The 16727-nt window shown below is 65.2% G+C and carries 12 protein-coding genes and 1 pseudogene; 4 read left to right on the top strand and 9 right to left on the bottom strand.

All coding sequences use genetic code 11. The features are described 5' to 3' along the window. The 4 genes and pseudogenes from AC5RVN_RS08935 to AC5RVN_RS08920 form a co-directional block, all read right to left on the bottom strand. Positions 1-514: pseudogene (locus AC5RVN_RS08935) on the bottom strand (hypothetical protein); the annotation flags it as partial. 85 nt (positions 515-599) lie between these two features. Beyond that, complete coding sequence (locus AC5RVN_RS08930; RefSeq protein ID WP_494137699.1) at positions 600-992, bottom strand: DUF1622 domain-containing protein; 393 nt, start codon at positions 990-992, stop codon at positions 600-602. Positions 993-1075: 83 nt separating this feature from the next. Further along, a complete protein-coding gene (locus tag AC5RVN_RS08925; protein WP_494137698.1) occupies positions 1076-1936 on the bottom strand; it encodes an SDR family oxidoreductase in 861 nt (286 codons plus the stop codon). Positions 1937-1939: 3 nt separating this feature from the next. Further along, the gene (locus tag AC5RVN_RS08920; RefSeq protein ID WP_494137697.1) at positions 1940-2854 is read right to left on the bottom strand and encodes an MSMEG_6728 family protein; all 915 of its coding nucleotides are present in this window, start codon (positions 2852-2854) and stop codon (positions 1940-1942) included. A 156-nt stretch (positions 2855-3010) separates the two neighbouring features. Here AC5RVN_RS08920 and AC5RVN_RS08915 point away from each other — a divergent pair, with 156 nt between their 5' ends. Continuing rightward, complete coding sequence (locus tag AC5RVN_RS08915) at positions 3011-3601, top strand: hypothetical protein (RefSeq protein WP_494041253.1); 591 nt, start codon at positions 3011-3013, stop codon at positions 3599-3601. A gap of 166 nt (positions 3602-3767) precedes the next feature. Here the strand turns inward: AC5RVN_RS08915 and AC5RVN_RS08910 are convergent, their stop codons facing one another. Both AC5RVN_RS08910 and uvrA read right to left on the bottom strand, forming a co-directional pair. Further along, the gene (locus AC5RVN_RS08910) at positions 3768-4442 is read right to left on the bottom strand and encodes a transglycosylase family protein (protein ID WP_494137696.1); all 675 of its coding nucleotides are present in this window, start codon (positions 4440-4442) and stop codon (positions 3768-3770) included. Positions 4443-4634: 192 nt separating this feature from the next. Further along, positions 4635-7202, bottom strand: a complete 2568-nt coding sequence (gene uvrA / locus AC5RVN_RS08905) for an excinuclease ABC subunit UvrA (RefSeq protein ID WP_494137695.1) — start codon at positions 7200-7202, stop codon at positions 4635-4637. A gap of 48 nt (positions 7203-7250) precedes the next feature. On the opposite strand from uvrA, the gene AC5RVN_RS08900 reads away from it, so the two are divergent. From AC5RVN_RS08900 to AC5RVN_RS08890, 3 genes are all read left to right on the top strand, one after another. Further along, the gene (locus AC5RVN_RS08900; RefSeq protein ID WP_494041250.1) at positions 7251-8312 is read left to right on the top strand and encodes an adenosine deaminase; all 1062 of its coding nucleotides are present in this window, start codon (positions 7251-7253) and stop codon (positions 8310-8312) included. Between the two features lie 262 nt (positions 8313-8574). Next, positions 8575-9498: a pullulanase X25 domain-containing protein gene (locus tag AC5RVN_RS08895; RefSeq protein ID WP_494041249.1), complete on the top strand. Its 924-nt coding sequence runs from the start codon at positions 8575-8577 to the stop codon at positions 9496-9498. 104 nt (positions 9499-9602) lie between these two features. After that, positions 9603-9923, top strand: a complete 321-nt coding sequence (locus AC5RVN_RS08890; protein WP_494041248.1) for an acylphosphatase — start codon at positions 9603-9605, stop codon at positions 9921-9923. Here the strand turns inward: AC5RVN_RS08890 and AC5RVN_RS08885 are convergent. From AC5RVN_RS08885 to AC5RVN_RS08875, 3 genes are all read right to left on the bottom strand, one after another. Beyond that, positions 9910-13593: a TM0106 family RecB-like putative nuclease gene (locus tag AC5RVN_RS08885; RefSeq protein ID WP_494137694.1), complete on the bottom strand. Its 3684-nt coding sequence runs from the start codon at positions 13591-13593 to the stop codon at positions 9910-9912. The two genes, AC5RVN_RS08890 and AC5RVN_RS08885, sit on opposite strands and share 14 nt — an antisense overlap. Before the next feature lie 107 nt (positions 13594-13700). Continuing rightward, entirely contained in the window at positions 13701-14900 is a 1200-nt protein-coding gene (locus AC5RVN_RS08880) for a TerC family protein (protein WP_494137693.1), read from the bottom strand. A gap of 53 nt (positions 14901-14953) precedes the next feature. After that, complete coding sequence (locus AC5RVN_RS08875) at positions 14954-16657, bottom strand: RecQ family ATP-dependent DNA helicase (protein WP_494137692.1); 1704 nt, start codon at positions 16655-16657, stop codon at positions 14954-14956. Positions 16658-16727: the final 70 nt, after the last annotated feature.

Here is a 16727-nt window from a genome sequence, read left to right as displayed (position 1 = left end):
TCCGAAAGAGGTCTTCCACGTGCCCGGCGAAATCAGCGGCTTCAACGTAGTCACCCCCGGCCAGCACACCCGGTGCGGCTGCAGCGGCCGCCGTCAGGAGCCGGCCACACTCGGCCAAACCCAGCGGCAATTCAGGGCGTGCCGGGTATGCCACGGCCAAGGCAGCCGCTTCATCCGGCGCAGCTTCACCCATCTCAGATTCATCCGGTGCAGCTTCATCCGCGTCAGATTCATCCGGCGCCGCTTCGTCCGCGTCAGATTCATCCGGCGCCGCTTCGTCCGCGTCAGATTCATCCGGCGCCGCTTCGTCCGCGCCAAACTTAAACGTCTTGGATTCATGAGGTTCGGGTTTATGAGGGGCGGGAATGCCGGGAACGACGCGAATGCGACCGGTCAGACCGACGCGAGTGCCGCCGTCGTACGCCTCACGGCCACCGGTGGAAAGGCTGCCAGCTTGCGTCAGCACGGCGGCAGAACCGCCGAACTCCGCTAGCTGTTGCCCAATGGCTTCCATAGGACAACTCTGCCAAACACCCCTGACAAAACAGCTCCCAAAAGCAGCTATGTGGAAAACCTAGGCTTCACGGCATCCAACAGGATCAACGCGCAGGAGCGTTCGCGAAATCAGGGGTACGTGGTTCCTTCTGCCACGGCCACCGACCCGTAATCTCCAGCTCCAGCGAGAAGCTCAGGAAGGTCCGGATCAGCACAATGATGGCCAGGACTCCCACGCTCTCGAACGTCGGTGTGACAGCAACGGTGCGGATGATGTCGGCCGCAACCAGGAGTTCTAGCCCCAACAGGATGGACCTGCCCAGCAGTTGCCGGTAAAGGCGGTAGGTGCTGAGGCGTTCAGCTCCCGCTGGGAGGCTGCGGGGCTGGTGTCCCCGGAGTGCCAAGGGAATGGAAACCAGTGCCCCGATGACCATCACGGCCACCCCGGCAAAGTCGACAAATTCTCCGACCGTCTCGATGATGTGCCGAAAGTCCACAGTTCCTGCCTCACTCGCGTCGGGTCAAAGTTGCTGGCGTTCGAGTGCCAGCCTAAGCGCTGGCAGGCGGGAGCAAGCCCACCCTAGGGGTGCCGGACCCCATTCCCGGCAAGGATGTCCCGGTAGCCTTCCCGGAACGACGGGAAGTTGAACTCAAAACCAGTGCTGCGCAGGAGCCCATTGCGGCAGCGCTTGTTGCCGCCCCGCGCTGGTCCGGCGTCTCCAACTCGGGGCTCGGCCAAGCCCATCTCGGCGGCCAGGAAGTGGAGCACGCTGCCGAGGTCAGCGGGTTCGTCGTCCACGCCGACATAAACCGGCGCAGGGTCAGTAGGCATGGTGATGAGATGGATTATCGCTGCAGCGGCATCGTCCCGATGGATGCGGTTTGTATACCGGACATCTTCCGGGACGATGGCTGAACCGCTGCGAACCTGGTCGATCAGCCGGGTCCTGCCGGGTCCATAGATGCCGCCAAGCCGGAGTGCCGACGTCTTCGTTCCGGTCCCCGCAAAGCTGGCATGCAGGAGGTCTTCGGCTTCCAAAAGGACCCGGCCGGAGAACCCGCCGGGGACAGCGGCCGTCCCTTCGTCAACCCAGCCGCCGCCGGCGTCGCCATAAACAGCGGTGGAGGAAACGAAGAGCACCCTTTCGGGGGTGACGCCGTCGCGCTCCAATGCGTTCAGGACGTGGGCGAGTCCCTGCACATACGCGGCCCGGTAGGCCTCCTCCGTTGGTGCGTCTGCGGCTACAGCTATCACGACGGCGGTGGTGTCCTTCGGGACTGGCGGAAGGTTGGGCGCGCTGAAGTCCGCCGCCGCGCTTTCGATCTCGGCCGGCAGCTTGCCGGGGGAGCGGCGCCAGCCCACCACGCGGTGGCCCTGGGCAGCGAGCCGCAGCCCCGCCTCCGTTCCGAGATCACCACAGCCAGCAAGGAGGATAGTCATGGCCTACGGTGCCTCCACCGGGAAGAACACGCGAGGGTCCTGCAACAGAGCGGGGTAGGCGAACGCGGACCGGTCGATGATCTCGGTGACCGTAAAGTTCCTGCCGAACCTGCCGTCCTCGAGTGTGATGGGCCTACCCACAACCTGTCCCACCGCAAACTTCGTGCCGTGCTCGAACGGGACGGCCACGGGGGTCTTTCCCGGAAGCGTGGAGAAAGCCTCCTCCTGGGCCAGCCGCTTGCGCGTAGGTTTCTTCACCAGCTGCTTCGGCGGGGCCTTGCGTGGTTGCCTTGAGGGGCGGCGGGACCCGTCCTCGATATAGACCGGCGTGTAGTCATCATCCGGGTCAGCAGGCACGGCATCGGTAAAACCATGAACCGGCGGCAGCGCCACCGTGTCCAGGGCCTGGGGATCCACATCTTGGTGCGGTGAGCGAAGGATCCACAGGATGTCGCCCTCAGGTTCATGCGGCAGTATCTCGTGCCTGGGCTCCGGCCAGACGTAAGCCATCTCCGGTACTGCGTCCGGGAATACGGAACTGTAGATTTTCGGCGCTTTATGCACCAGTTTCGAGCGGTGGCTAAGGTGGACGTCCGGGTCCCCCAGCCACGGCGGCATCGGAATCTTGGCTACGTAGTCCGGGTGGGCGGCCTGCGGCGCGAATTCAGCGATGTTCGCTCGGGTGTTGTCCGGGTGCCCGCGCTCGATCCACTCGTCCACCATCGCCAGCCCATACATGGTCAGGGCAGGCACATATCCCATCCACATCCGGATCGCCGGGTGGGTCTGCCAGCCGTAACCGGGAATCACCAGTGCTCGGAGCGTCTGCAGTGCCTCGACGCGCTGTTTGCCGAGCCGGGCAGTGTCCAAGGCGGCGGCGCTCTGCCGGAAATCGGGGTACGGAAGGAAGGTTTGCATCCCTTCAGTCTGACGGCCGCCGGCGGATGTGCCAATTGCAGTGCCCGGCACCACAGGCGCGGCATCAAATTGTTCACATCGTGGACCTATGCATACTCAAGGTAGCCGGACCCACTAAGATCACCGCAACCACCCCCGCGTTATGGAAGCCCTCTGATGACATCCACTCCTGAAAAGACCCCTGAAAACACCCGCTCCTTCGAGCCCCGCTACGGCCAGATGCTAAGTCCGGAAGCCAAGGGCATCCTGGTCCTTGACGAATTTACCCTTGACCCGGAAGCGGCACGCAAGGAGCAGCACGGCTTCCGCGCCGGCATGGCCGCCGTCGCCACCACTATGCGCCGCATCGCCGCGTTGCGCGTAGTGATCGCTGTTGTGGCCATCGCTAATTTGCCGCTGTTCCTGCTCTCCAGCGGATGGTGGATTTACGGCGTCTCACTCACTTTGGTGGTCGCCGTGCACACCGCCGTCACCTTGCTCAACCGCCACGAGCCGCGGCTCAAGCAGCGCTCCGCTTTGGAGCTGCACCTCCACCGCGAACGCAGTGCCAACTACCGCAAGGTCCGTGACGCCGTGAAGTACATGATTGACACCCCGAGCCGGATGAACGAGCACCTCTACCTGGAGCTGCTTGCTGCCAAGCGTGTTGCCCTTAACCTGGCGCACGGAACGGTTGCCCTTCTGGACACGAGCGACGACTCCGCCTGGAAGGTGCGCATCGTCCGCGAATTGCCGGCAACCAGCTAGAGGCACCGTCCCTAGCAACACCTTCAAAACGTACGACGCCGGCCCGCCCCTTCTGGGGGCGCGCCGGCGTCGTTCTTTGGTCAACGGAATTTGTCTATCGCCGACCGATTGGGGCGCCCTTGCAGGCGTCGGGCACTACCGTGCCGTCGCTCAAACCGGAAAGGGTTTAAGCCGGGAGCTGGATGACCTGTCCTGCGAAGACGAGGTTCGGGTCAGCAATGGTGTCCAGGTTCGCGTCGGCAAGGTGCTGCCAGCCGCCTTGGATACCCAGCTTATCGGCCACAATGCTCAGGGTGTCGCCTGCCTGCAGGGTGTAGGTTTCGCCGCTCAGGGCAACCGCGGTGACGTGCCTGGCGACGGGGGCCTTGGCAGCCGGTGTCGAGACGACCGGGGCGCTCTGGACGGGGGCGCTCTGGACGGGGGCGGCCTGAACCGGTGCTGCCTGGACGGGAACGCTCTGCACGGGAACGCTCTGTGGTGCAACACCGGTGGCGCCCCCGCTCAAGCCGAGCTGTGCAGCGCAGGACGGCCAGGCGCCCCAGCCCTGCGATGCCTGAACCTGCTCGGCGACGGCGATCTGCTGCTCGCGGCTGGCGTTCGCGGCTGAACCCGTGCCGCCGTAGGCTGCCCACGTGTTGGGGCTGAACTGAAGGCCGCCGCTGTAGCCGTTGCCGGTGTTGATGGCCCAGTTGCCGCCGCTCTCACATTGTGCGAGCGCGTCCCAGGTGGACGTGCTGGTCGCGGCGTTGGCTGCGGTGGCGGAAAGGGCCAGCCCGGCAGCCGAAATGGCGGCCACGGTGGCTCCGCGGCGCGCGACAGTACGGAAAGTGGTGTATTTCATGATGGTGATGCTCCTGAAGGCCACCTGCGCTGGTTCCGTCCCCGGAGATCGTCGCGCCACTGCCCACCCCTGACGAATAGAGGTCAAGTTCGGCCGCTGCCAGCTGGGCAGTTCTGGTGGAGGCAGCACCGGGCATTACTGCGCCCGCGTTCGCGGGCATGGGTCTCACGCTAGGACATCATCCGGACGTTATCAAATCGAGACCTTCTCTGGGTGGTGGCTGAGTGTTTGCTGGCCGAGCGCTTCAGCCAGGTAGGGGGCCGTGCGGCTTTTAGGGGAGGTTGCGACGGCCGCTGGTGTCCCGGTAGCCATGATCTGCCCGCCCTTGTCCCCGCCTGCAGGGCCCAAATCAATTACCCAATCCGCTCCGGCGACCACTGCCATCTCGTGCTCAACAACCACCACAGAGTTTCCGGCGTCCACCAATCCGTGGAGCTGTGCCATCAGCAGTTCCACGTCGGCTGGGTGCAGGCCGGTCGTCGGCTCGTCCAGCAAGTACAGGGTGTGTCCCCGCTGGGCCCGTTGAAGCTCCGTGGCCAACTTAATGCGCTGCGCCTCACCGCCGGAGAGCTCCGTGGCAGGCTGCCCCAGCCGAAGATAACCGAGTCCAACATCCTGCAGGCTTGTGAGGCTGCGGGCCGCGGCGGGTACGTGGGCGAGGAACGCCGCGGCAGTGTCCACCGTCATGGCCAGCACTTCGGCCACATTCTTGCCCCGGTACTCCACCTCGAGCGTTTCCGGGTTGTAGCGGGACCCGGCACATTCCGGGCAGGGGCCGTAACTGCCGGGCAGGAAGAGCAGTTCGACGGCAACGAAACCCTCGCCCTGGCACGTCTCGCAGCGGCCGCCGGCCACGTTGAAGGAAAACCTGCCCGCACCGTATCCCCGAAGTCCTGCTTGTTCCGTGGCGGCAAATTCCTTGCGGACGGCGTCAAAAAGACCCGTGTAGGTGGCGAGGTTGGAGCGCGGCGTCCGCCCGATGGGCTTTTGGTCCACGGTTACCAGGCGGTCGATGTGCTCGCTTCCGGTGACGGCTCCCAGGGCCAACGGGTCCGCCGCGTCATCCGGCTCCACGGGCGTCTTGAGCCCGTAGCCCACTACCTCCGCCAGCACACGGCCTACAAGGGTGGACTTGCCCGAGCCGGATACGCCGGTGACGGCAGTCAGGACACCCAGGGGAAAACGCGCGTCCAGTCCGCGCAGGTTGTGCCGGCTGACGTCCTTGAGCTCCAGCCATCCGGCGGGCTCCCGGGTCAGGCCCTTGCGTGCATCGCCGCGGACATTGCCGGGGACCTTCGGCAGGGTTTCGCCGAACAGGAAAGGCCGGGTGACCGAGGCTTCAATACCCGCAAGCCCATCGACCGGTCCGCTGTAGAGCACGTCGCCGCCGCCTTCGCCCGCCCGCGGGCCGACGTCCACCAGCCAGTCCGCTCTGCGCACCACGTCCATGTTGTGCTCCACCACAAACACTGAGTTGCCCGAAGACTTCAGTTGCTCCAGCACGTCCAGGAGGGGCTCGGCGTCGGCCGGGTGCAGCCCTGCGGAGGGTTCGTCCAACACATAGATGACGCCGAAGAGGCCGGAGCGCAGTTGGGTGGCGATGCGGAGCCGCTGCATCTCGCCCGGCGACAGCGTAGGCGTAGCCCGGCCCAGGGCGAGGTAGCCCAGCCCGAGGTCCAGCAGGACGGTGATGCGCTGGAGCAGGTCCCGGGTGATCGCCACGGCCACCTCGTTGGACTCTCCTGAAACGTGCGTGCGCGAGGCCGTCCCGGCGTCGTGCAGCTCGGAGGTGGGGCGGACGATCTCCGCAAGGTCCGCCATGGGGAGCCGGTTCAGTTCCGCAATGGTCCTGCCGGCGAAGGTCACGGCCAGGGCTTCCTGGGTCAGCCCTGCGCCTGCACAGCGCGGGCACGGCCCGGACTCCATGAACGCCAGCGCCCGCTCACGCATGGCGGCACTTTGCGAATCAGCCAGCGTATGGAGGACGTAGCTCCTGGCGCTCCAGAAGCGCCCCTTGTACGGCTTGGCCACGCGGTCCCGCTGTGGAGTCACCTCCACCACGGGCTGTTCCTCCGTGAAGAGGATCCAGTCGCGGTGCTTTTGGGGCAGCTTGCGCCAGGGTGTGTCGACGTCGTAACCCAGGTGGGTGAGGATGTCCCGAAGGTTTTTCCCCTGCCAGGCCCCGGGCCACGCGGCGATGGCGCCGTCGCGGATGCTCAGGGAGGGATCCGGGACGAGCGAGGACTCGGTGACGGTGTGTGCGATGCCCAGGCCGTGGCATTCCGTGCATGCCCCGACAGCCGTGTTGGGGGAGAAGGCGTCCGAGTCCAGCTGGCTGCTGCCGGCTGGGTAGGTTCCCGCGCGGGAGAAGAGCATACGCAGGGAATTGGAGAGCGTGGTGACTGTTCCTACCGTTGACCGGCTGCTGGGTGCGCCGCGGCGCTGTTGAAGCGCGACGGCGGGTGGGAGGCCGCTGATCAGCTCCACCTTTGGATTGTGCCCCTGCTGGATAAGGCGGCGGGCATATGGGGCCACGGACTCGAAGTAGCGGCGCTGCGCCTCGGCGTAGATCGTGCCGAAGGCCAGGGAGGACTTGCCGGAGCCGGAAACCCCGGTAAAGGCCACGATCGCATCCCGCGGAATGTCAACGTCCACGTTGCGGAGGTTGTTTTCGCGCGCTCCGCGCACCCGGACAAAGCCGTCGGTTGCATGGGCAGGAGCTGGATACTGCAGGTCATCAGCGTGCTTGGCATTCTGCATTGGCTCGACTCTAGTGGTGAAACCGGCGGAGGGCATTATCCTGACCGGATGGATAACTTTGCTGGCGGTACTGCCGTGCCTGAAACCGAACCTTTTCCAGGGGAGCCAGAGGTCCCTACCAGGCTCCTCCCGGTGGCGGAGCTGCACCTCCATATTGAGGGGACCCTGCAGCCGGAGTTGATCTTTGCGCTGGCCGAACGCAACGGCATTGCATTGCCCTACAGCGGGATTGAAGAGCTTCGGGCCCGGTACGAGTTCACCGACCTGCAGTCCTTCCTTGATCTGTACTACGCCAACATGGCCGTTCTGCAGACTGAAGAGGACTTTGCGGCGATGACCCACGCTTATCTGGAAAGGGCCGCTGCAGCCGGGGTCCGGCATGCCGAGATCATGATGGACCCGCAGGCGCACCTCGCCCGCGGCATTTCCCTGGAAACCTGCGTCAACGGTGTCGCCTCGGTCCTGGTGACGTCCGAGGAGGACTTTGGGATCTCCACGATGCTGATCGCGGCGTTCCTGCGGGATCTTCCCGAGGAGTCCGCACTGGAAGTCCTCGACGGGCTGCTGGCCATGAACGCACCCATCGGAGCCATCGGGCTGGACTCGGCGGAGGTGGGCAACCCGCCGTCGAAGTTTGAGCGGCTTTACGCCAAGGCGCGCGAAGCGGGCCTGCGGCTGACCGCCCACGCAGGCGAGGAAGGGCCGGCGTCGTACATCGTTGAAGCCCTGGACATCCTCGGTGTGGAGCGCATCGACCACGGCATCCGCTGCATGGACGATCCGGACCTGGTGGAGCGTCTCGTGGACGCGCGGATCCCGCTGACGGTGTGCCCGTTGTCCAACGTCCGGCTGCGCGCCGTCGATACCCTGGCGGACCACCCGCTGCCCGCCATGCTCGCAGCCGGGCTCAATGTGTCTGTCAATTCGGACGACCCCGCCTATTTCGGCGGCTATGTGGATGACAATTTCACCCAGCTGGAAGCAGCCTTCGAACTCTCCGATTTCGACAAGGCCAGGCTGGCGGCAAACTCCATCCATTCGTCCTTTGCTTCGGAGGAGCGGAAGGCGGAATTGCTGGACGAACTGAACAGCGGCGAAGTAACGCACTGACGCCTGCTGTGTCCCACGCAACGTCCGTCCCCGGTTACCGCTAAACTTGGTGCCGCAGGCGTGTCTGGGGAAGTGCAGTGCGGCACCCATGTCAGCGCTCCGGGTTGTGCAGCCAGCCCTATAACCCGATACTCCAGACCCACTTGTTGAAACGTACGCTTCACAGTCGGTCACGACACGCAGAGTTAACCATTTCAAGTCGCGCGATGTTACGGGCAGTTGGCATGATGCCTAAGACCGATCGCTTTTATAAAGGGGAATCATGGCCAAGTCCACCGCAGAAAACACCTTCCTTCGACTCAAGACCGTGCTGGATGTCCTGACCGAAGGCGTGTGGTCCGGCGATGCACTGAACGCAGGCGAGGTCCTCGCGGAGGCCACGGCACGCGTGCCGTTCAACGAGCACGAGCGTGAGCTGCTCAGCGGCGGCATTCCCCGCGGCCACAAAACGCTGACCTCCGCCACGGCCAAGCTCGTTAAGGCCGGCTGGCTGGTTAAGGGCCGCACCGGCTGGACTATCACCGAAGAAGGCATGCGGGCAACGGTAGCGTTCCCGGACCCGGTGTCCTTCGCCACCGCGCTCGACGCCGGCACCCCCGTTCCTGCCGACACCCCGGTTCCCACGGCACCGGCCGGCTTCGTCCGTAAGACGACCGCGGTTCCCGCAGCCGCAGTACCGGCGCAGGCCGCGGCCAAGACGGAGACCAAGAAGCCGGCCGCGAAGAAGACTCCAGCGAAGAAGGCCGCTGCAGCCGTGGGCAAGGCAGCAAAGGCCATCGAGGACGCAGTCGAACCCGTGGTCAACGCCGTCAAGGGCAAGGCTCCGGCCAAGGCGTCGACCGAAACTGTTGTTGAACCGGTTGAGGACGCGGACGTTGAGACTCACCCGCAGCCGGAAGCGGTGGCTGTTGCAGGCGACTTCAACACCATCCTCGGCGCTCCTGAGAACTGGGCGCCCCAGTACGACGAGGCCCAGATGGAGTTCGACTTCCTGGACCAGCTGTGGAAAAAGAGCGCCGAACTTCCGGCGGGCCACTACACCTTCAAGATTGCCCTGAACCGGTCCTGGGACGAGAACTACGGAGCATTCGGTACCTTCGACGGCCCCAACCACGAGCTGTACCACGACGGCGGAACTGTCACCATCCGCTACAACCACAGCACCCGCGACATCACCATCAACTAGGCGCCCCGGATCCAACCGGGTTGCGCCAGGTTCCGTTGCGAAGCGTCAAAACGGCTCTTGGCGCTACCTGGTTGGGCAGGAAGCGCTGACTGAGGGGAGGCACCATGGCCAGGAACGAAGATTCGTCTTCCGACCCGTCTGCCACTGATGCTGAAGCGGTGCGTTTGACTGCCCGTGTATCTGGCGTGGTGCAGGGTGTCGGCTTCCGTTATTGGACCATGGGCAAGGCGGAGGAGCTGGGTCTCACCGGTGAGGTGAAAAACCTCGACGACGGCTCGGTCGCCCTCGTGGCTGAAGGGCCGCAGTGGAAAATCCACGAGCTGCGCGCATGGCTGAACTCCGACGCCACGCCAGGCCGGGTGGAACAGGTGGAGGACTCGATCTCCCCGGCTGAGGGCAACTTCAACGGCTTCAGGACCCGCTGACCCTGCTCCGCGGGGTGCCTCCGTGCCCGGTGGATCTGCCGGGTTTAGGGGATCCCTGGTCCAGTGGGCTGAGGCCGAGAAACGCTCCGAGCTCCTCCAGGGCCATGGGCCGACGCGGCATGTAGCTGGTGAGTTCGGGCGAGCGGATAATGACCGCCCGCCACTGCCCACGCGATACTGCCACGTTGATTCGGTTCCTGTTCAGCAGGAACTCCGCCCCGCGTGGGGCCTCGCCCACTGCCGAACATGCCATCGACACCAGGACCACCGGCGCTTCCTGGCCTTGGAACTTATCCACCGTCCCGACCCGGACGCCGGGCAGGCCCGCCTCCCCGAGGGCTTGCCGGATCACATGGACCTGCGCGTTGTACGCGGCAACCACCAAAACGTCTTCGAGCCCCAGGGGCCGGGACTCCGTTCCCGCACCGGAAGTCCACTTGAGCCCGAGGTGCCGCCGCACCTGACGGACCACCTCGGCAGCTTCTTCCGTCGACGCCGTGGTGTTGCCGCTATGGTTGACGAAAGCGGTTTCAACCCCTGGCGGGAGTCCCTCAAGCTCCCGTTCGGAAGCCGCAGGCGCCGCGTGGAGCTTGCCTTCGTAGCTCAGCCGGGAGACTGCCCGGCACAGCTCCGGGTGCATCCGCCAGCTGTCCGCGAGGAAATACCCAAGGTTGGCGGGCAGGGTGGCGTGTCCTGCAGCGAGCCAGCCCAGCGCTGATTCATCCACGGGTTCGGGGTGTGCGCCCTGCGTGACCTGCGGCAGTTGCTGGGGATCGCCCAGCAGGAGAAGCCGCTTCGCCGCCCGGGAGACGGCCAGCGTGTTCGCGAGCGAGAACTGTCCGGCTTCGTCAATGACCAGCAGGTCCAGCGAACCGCGGGGGACGTCCTTGCCGGTCATGGTCCAGGCCGTGCCGCCTACCAGGCAGCCGCCCGCTGAAGCCAACAACGCGGCGACGTCGCCATCGGCGGTCTGCCTCCACGGGACGTCGTGCGGCGCCGCCAATTTCTTGGCTACTACAGCGGGATCTACGCCGCCGGTCCTGATGGCACAGCAGAGCAGGTTTTCGACGACGTTGTGCGACTGGCCCACGACGCCGATCTTCCAGCCTTCGGCGACAAGCCTGGCGATCACGTGGGCACCAACGAACGTCTTTCCCGTGCCCGGGGGTCCCTGGACAGCGAGGTAGGAACGGTCAAGGTCGCGGACGGAAGGGGTGATTGCAGCGGCGTAGGCAGGGGAACCGTCCGGCCCGTGCGGGACGTCCACCGGATGCCGGAGGGAGCGGAACCGCGGGGGTTGCTTGCGCAGGATGTCCAGGCCCGGCTGGGCCGGCAGGTCCGGCACGGAGGCGCCAACTGTGGCGGCAATTTCCGCGATGGCAGCTTCGATGCTGGCCGTAGCTAGGGGCTGGTCCTCGGTGAGGGCAACGGGCAGGTGCGGGTAGGCGGCAACCTTGCCGGACTCACGCTCGGCGACGGTGATGATGGTATGTTCCGGTTTGTCGGGTGCCGCTGACAACTCACTGATCCTGGTCCCGAACGTGAAAGCCCTGGCTCCAGGAGCAGCGTCAGGCGCGGCCATGCCGTCAGGAGGCGGGGCATCGTAGAGGCGGCACCAGCTGGAATCCGGCCGGAAGTCCGATCCCTCCGTCATGGTGCCGCGGAGGCGCAGTATCCGTGTGCGCATCCGTTCCCGCGGTTTGGCGAGGGCCCAGTCTGATGTCACCTCTGCCGATTCCACCACAAAGACGTTCCGCTGGTCGGACCAGTTCTCGATAGGTGCTTCCACGCGGTCGAAGTGCTGCCACCAGAACTGCTTGCGTTCGCGGCGGTGATATCCGGTAGCGGCGGCCACCATCGCGATGGCGCGTTCATCATCCGTCCAAGGGCGGCTGTCCGGCAGGCCGGCGAGGTACTCGCGCAGCCTGGATTCCTCGGGGCTTTCCTCTTGTGCCGGGTGTTCCCGGGACGCCGCGGGGCGGGCAGGCTTTGCTTCCGAAGTGAGTTCTTTTGCTTCCGTAACTCCCTGCCCGGCAATGTCCAGGAGCCAGTCGCGCAACCGGAGGGTGGAGAGGCAGTCATAGTGGTTGTAGTCAGAGATTGATGCCAGGATCTTCTCCGCCTCCACAATGTTCCCGGCGTCCCGGGCCGCACAGTACGCGGCGTAGGCGACGACGGAGGCGCCGGCGTCCTTGACATCCCCGGAGCGCAGGTTGTCGCCCATGTACAGCGGTTCGAGCTTCTTGATGGAGTACGACGCTTCGGAGATGCGCAGCGACTGCCGCACCGTGGCGTAGAGGTCCACGAGCAGGCCCTCCCTGAGCCAAGTGTCCACCGTGTCCTCGCCAGCCTGATGCGCAAGGGAGAGGTTCCGCAGGGCAGTCTTCTCGTACGCGGCGTAGTGGTAGACGTGCATGTCCGGATACCGGGCCCGGCGTTCCTCTACATAATCCAGGAACTCAAGGAAGGCACGGCGTTCCCCGGACCGGGAATGGGCCCAGAACGGGCGGAAAATGGGATCGCCGGCGTGGCCGGCACCCGGCGCCTCGACCACACCGAACAGATACTCGATGCCCCAGGCTCCGGTGGCAGGGTCCTGCCACAGGGGGTCGCCCTCGAAGTCGAAGAAGATGTCTCCCGGGCTGGGCAGGGGGAGCGCCCCTATGGTGTTCTCCGGCAGTACGGTGAACGAGACGGTGTGCGGCTGGCCGTCTTTTGTGAAGGTACGTGATCCGGCCGGGGTATCGAGGCCCAGCTGCATCCGGGCCTGCACCCGCAGCCGGATCACTGAATTTTTGGCGTCCCCAACTGGCATGGCAGCAAGCTCATCAATGGTGGTGATGCCGGCAGCACGCAGCTTCCTGCGCTGCACCACGGACATCCCTGCCACCATCAGCAGGTCCCGGTGGGCCTGTACTTGTTCTGCGCAGTAGTCGCACCGGCCGCAGTGGACAATTTCCGGCTGCTGCCACCGCACGGTCGCATCAGCGGACCGGTGCTGCGCTGTCAGCTCCCGGAAGCGCCGGCGCCGTTCCCGAAAAACAGGCAGCAGGTCCGGGAGGGAGTGGCTGCTGCGGAGCCAGTCGTCATCCACGCGGGTACCCAGTACCAGGGTCACGGTGGGGGAGGGGTCAAGACCCATGCCGAGAAGCTGGTCCCCGTACGCCGCCAGCTGCAGCAAAGCACCCACCTTGGCGTGCCGGGCGAGCTTGGTGTCCCAGACTTCGTAGCGCCCGGAGCTGCCCGTGCCGGCAGCCTCGTTGACAAGGAAGTCCGCGTAGCCGAGGAATTCGCCGTCGAAAAACGTGGCCTGGAAAACGACGTCGGCGCCGGAGCGGAGGGCGAGCTCCGTTTCCGCGTGCCTGGCCTGCAGCTCCCCGCGCAGGTTCTGGCCGCGTTCCAAGGAATAGACGCCCGCACCCCGGCTGGCATCCCACTCACCGTACTTGGCGACCAGGCTGGCGAGGACCGTTTGTTCGTGCTTGTCACCCAGCTCGCCGGCCCGGACCTGCATCTCGTCAGCCTCAAAGACAGCTTTAGGGGAGCGCCCCAGCTTCTCGTCCAGGATCCGGAGCGTCCGGTACTCACACTCGCTGGCGGCCACAAGATCGCTGGCGGAAAACACCAGGTCCGGTGGCGCGCCGGCCGCTGCAGCTTCGAGCAAAAACACGGGGCCTCCCCATCGACAGCCGGGCCGGAAGACGGTTCCCCTGGCCCTGGATCCAACCTAGCAAGAGGCACTGACAATACGGCGCCCGGCATCCCGCCCGGCAAAGGTCAGCTGTCTGCGGCCGCCCGCACCTGGGCCTTGTCGTGCTCCGCGTGGGCGCGGCGCAGCAGGTCCAGGAACTCTGTCTCGTTGCGGACGAGCCTCTTGTACTTCTCGGGCAGCTGTCGGATCTGGTCCTCCTCGCGGCACATACGTGCGAAGATCTTGTCGCGCTCCACCATGTCCGTCTCGTAGTTGAGATCCAGGTATTCGTTGGCGTGCCGCCGCGCTCCGGACACGGCGTTCTTGGCCTTGCCCTTGGGGCTGAAGATGGAGGCAAGAACGGTCACCACGAGGACGCCGAGGATCACGCTCAGGGAAACCTGGGTGCTGACTTCCACCACGTTGACGTGTTCGCCGTCGTTGATGAACGGCAAAGTGTTCTCGTGGAGTGCGTGCAGGATGAGCTTCACGCCGATGAAGCCGAGGATTGCTGCCAGGCCGTAGGAGAGGAAGATCAGCCGGTCCAGCAGCCCGTCGATCAGGAAAAACAGTTGCCGCAAACCCATCAGGGAGAACGCGGTGGCAGTGAAAACGATGAACACGTTCTGGGTCAGGCCAAAGATTGCGGGAATGGAATCAAGCGCAAAGAGGATGTCCGTGCCGCCAATGGCCACCATTACCAGCAGCATCGGGGTGAGGACGCGCTTGCCGTTTTCCATGGTGAAGAGCTTGTCGCCGTCGTAGTGTTCCGACGCCGGAAGGAACTTCTTGGCGAGCCGGACCACGAGGCCTTCAGACTCGTCGTCGTGGGAGTTCGGGCGGAGCAGGTTGCCGGCAGTGACGAGCAGAATGAGGCCGAAAATGTAGAACACCCAGGCAAAACTGTTGATCAGCGCGGCGCCAAGGAAGATGAACGCGGTGCGGGCGATGAGCGAGAAAACGATGCCGAACAGCAGCACCTTCTGCTGGTCCGCGCGGGGCACCCTGAAGCTGGCCATAATGATGAGGAACACAAAGAGGTTGTCCACGGACAGTGCCTTCTCAGTGACGTACCCCGCAAAGTATTCGGTGCCCATCGTGGGCCCGCCGAAAAACAGCACCCCCAGTCCGAAGAGCAGCGCGATACCCACATAGATGCCGGACCAGATGGCGGATTCCTTGAGCGTGGGCGTGTGGGCCTTGCGCACATGGAAGAAGAAATCGAAGGCAAGCAGGCCAACAATTCCTGCGATGGTCAGGGTCCAGACATAGGAGGGTACTTCCACGCGGCGGGCCTTTCGTCGTCAGTGTCCTTCCAGCCTACCCGTGCGGGCGGCGGCTAAGCAGGCTTGAGGAGTTCATGCTCCACGACGGCGCTGCGGGACAGAGTCTTGTACCCCTCCTGTTCGAACAGGACGGTAATCACGTCGTCCTCGTGCCGCATCACCAGCCCCGGACCCCACTCCTTGTGGACCACAGCGGACTGCAGCGGGAAGGGTTCCCCGGCGCCCGAAGCGGCCTGTTCCGCGGACCCTGGAGCGCCGCCGTCGTGGGTTTGTGCTCCCGCGTCAGGCGCATCTGCGCGGTTGGCAGCCTCGGCGCAGGCGTCGCAGTTGCCGCACGGCTCCGGCAGGTCTTCGCCGAAGTAGCCGAGCAGGAACTGCCGCCGGCAGCTGTCCGTCTCCGCGAACGCGCGCATCATGGTGAGCCGGGACTGGTCCACCCGTTGCCTGGCTTCGGCCATGTCGACGGCGCGCTCCACCAAGGTTGGCAGCTTGGCTTTGGAGGTGAGCCGGATGCCCCGCTTGCCGGTGGTGACGCCGCCCGTCTCCTCGAGCTGGTTCACAAGGCCCGTGACCCGCCGGGCGGGGAAGCCGCTGAGCTCCGCCAGGGAGGTCTTGGGCACCGGTGCGCCCGCGGATTTGAGGACCTTCAGCACCTCCAGTAGAGAGTCAGGATCGGGGGAGTGGGTGCCGAAGAACTTGCGCAGTCCCAAATCCTCGGCACGGTAGTGCAGCACAGCCGACGCGGGTTCGCCGTCACGGCCTGCCCGGCCGATTTCCTGGTAGTAGGAGTCCAGGGATTCCGGGATGTCCGCGTGCACCACGAACCGCACATTGGGTTTATCGATACCCATGCCGAAAGCGGTGGTGGCAACCACCACGTCCAGCTGGTCGTCCAGGAACAACTCGTGGATGCGCTCGCGGTCTGCCGCGGAACGGCCAGCGTGGTACGCCTCCGCCCGGAGCCCCTCGTCCTCGAACTTGGCCGCGTACTTTTCCGTGTCCTTACGGGTGGCGGCGTAGAGCAGCCCTTGACCCTGTTCCCGGGCCAGCGCCGCAACCTGCTCCAGCACAGCCTTGCGCTTGCCCTTGTCCTCCTGGTGGCGGACCACGTCGAGGGAAATGTTGGGCCGGTCGAAGCCGTGGACCAGGACCAGCGGGTCCTTCATGCCCAGCCGCTCACAGATTTCATCGCGCACGGGCGGTGACGCGGTGGCCGTCAGCGCTGCTACCGGCGGGTTGCCCAAGCGTTCCCGGACACTGCCGAGGTTGAGGTAGTCGGGCCGGAAGTCGTGGCCCCAGGAGGAGACGCAGTGTGCCTCGTCCACTACAAACATGGAGATGTCCAGCTTGGCGATGCGGTCCACGGTTTCCTGCTTGGCCAGCTGCTCCGGTGCCAGGAAGAGGAAGGTTGCCTCGCCGGATTCTGCCGCCTGCCAGGCAGCATCAACCTCGGAGTCGGTGCGGGAGGAGTTGACGGCGACGGCGGCCCCTTCGCCCAGTTCCGCGGCCAGGCCGTCCAGCTGGTCCTCCTGCAGGGCAATAAGCGGGGAAACCACGACGGCGGGGCGTCCCGTTGTGCTGTGCAGGTACCGGCCAGCGACCTGATAGATGGCTGATTTGCCGTACCCGGTGGGCATCACGGCCAGGACATCACGACCGTCCGCGAGGGCACGGATGCCATCGAGCTGGCCATCGTGCAGGTGGGGCAGGGAAAAGGAGGACGCCGCAAGGGCGCTGAGGGCAAGATCGTCGGACATTAGGGAGCGGCTCCGCACAGTGGTTCCTGCGGCCGCTTGCTTCAGCCGAGGTACCCAGCCTAGCGCGGGC

The sequence above is a fragment of the Arthrobacter sp. sptzw32 genome (assembly GCF_059089735.1).
This window is presented reverse-complemented; position numbering and strand designations above follow the sequence as displayed.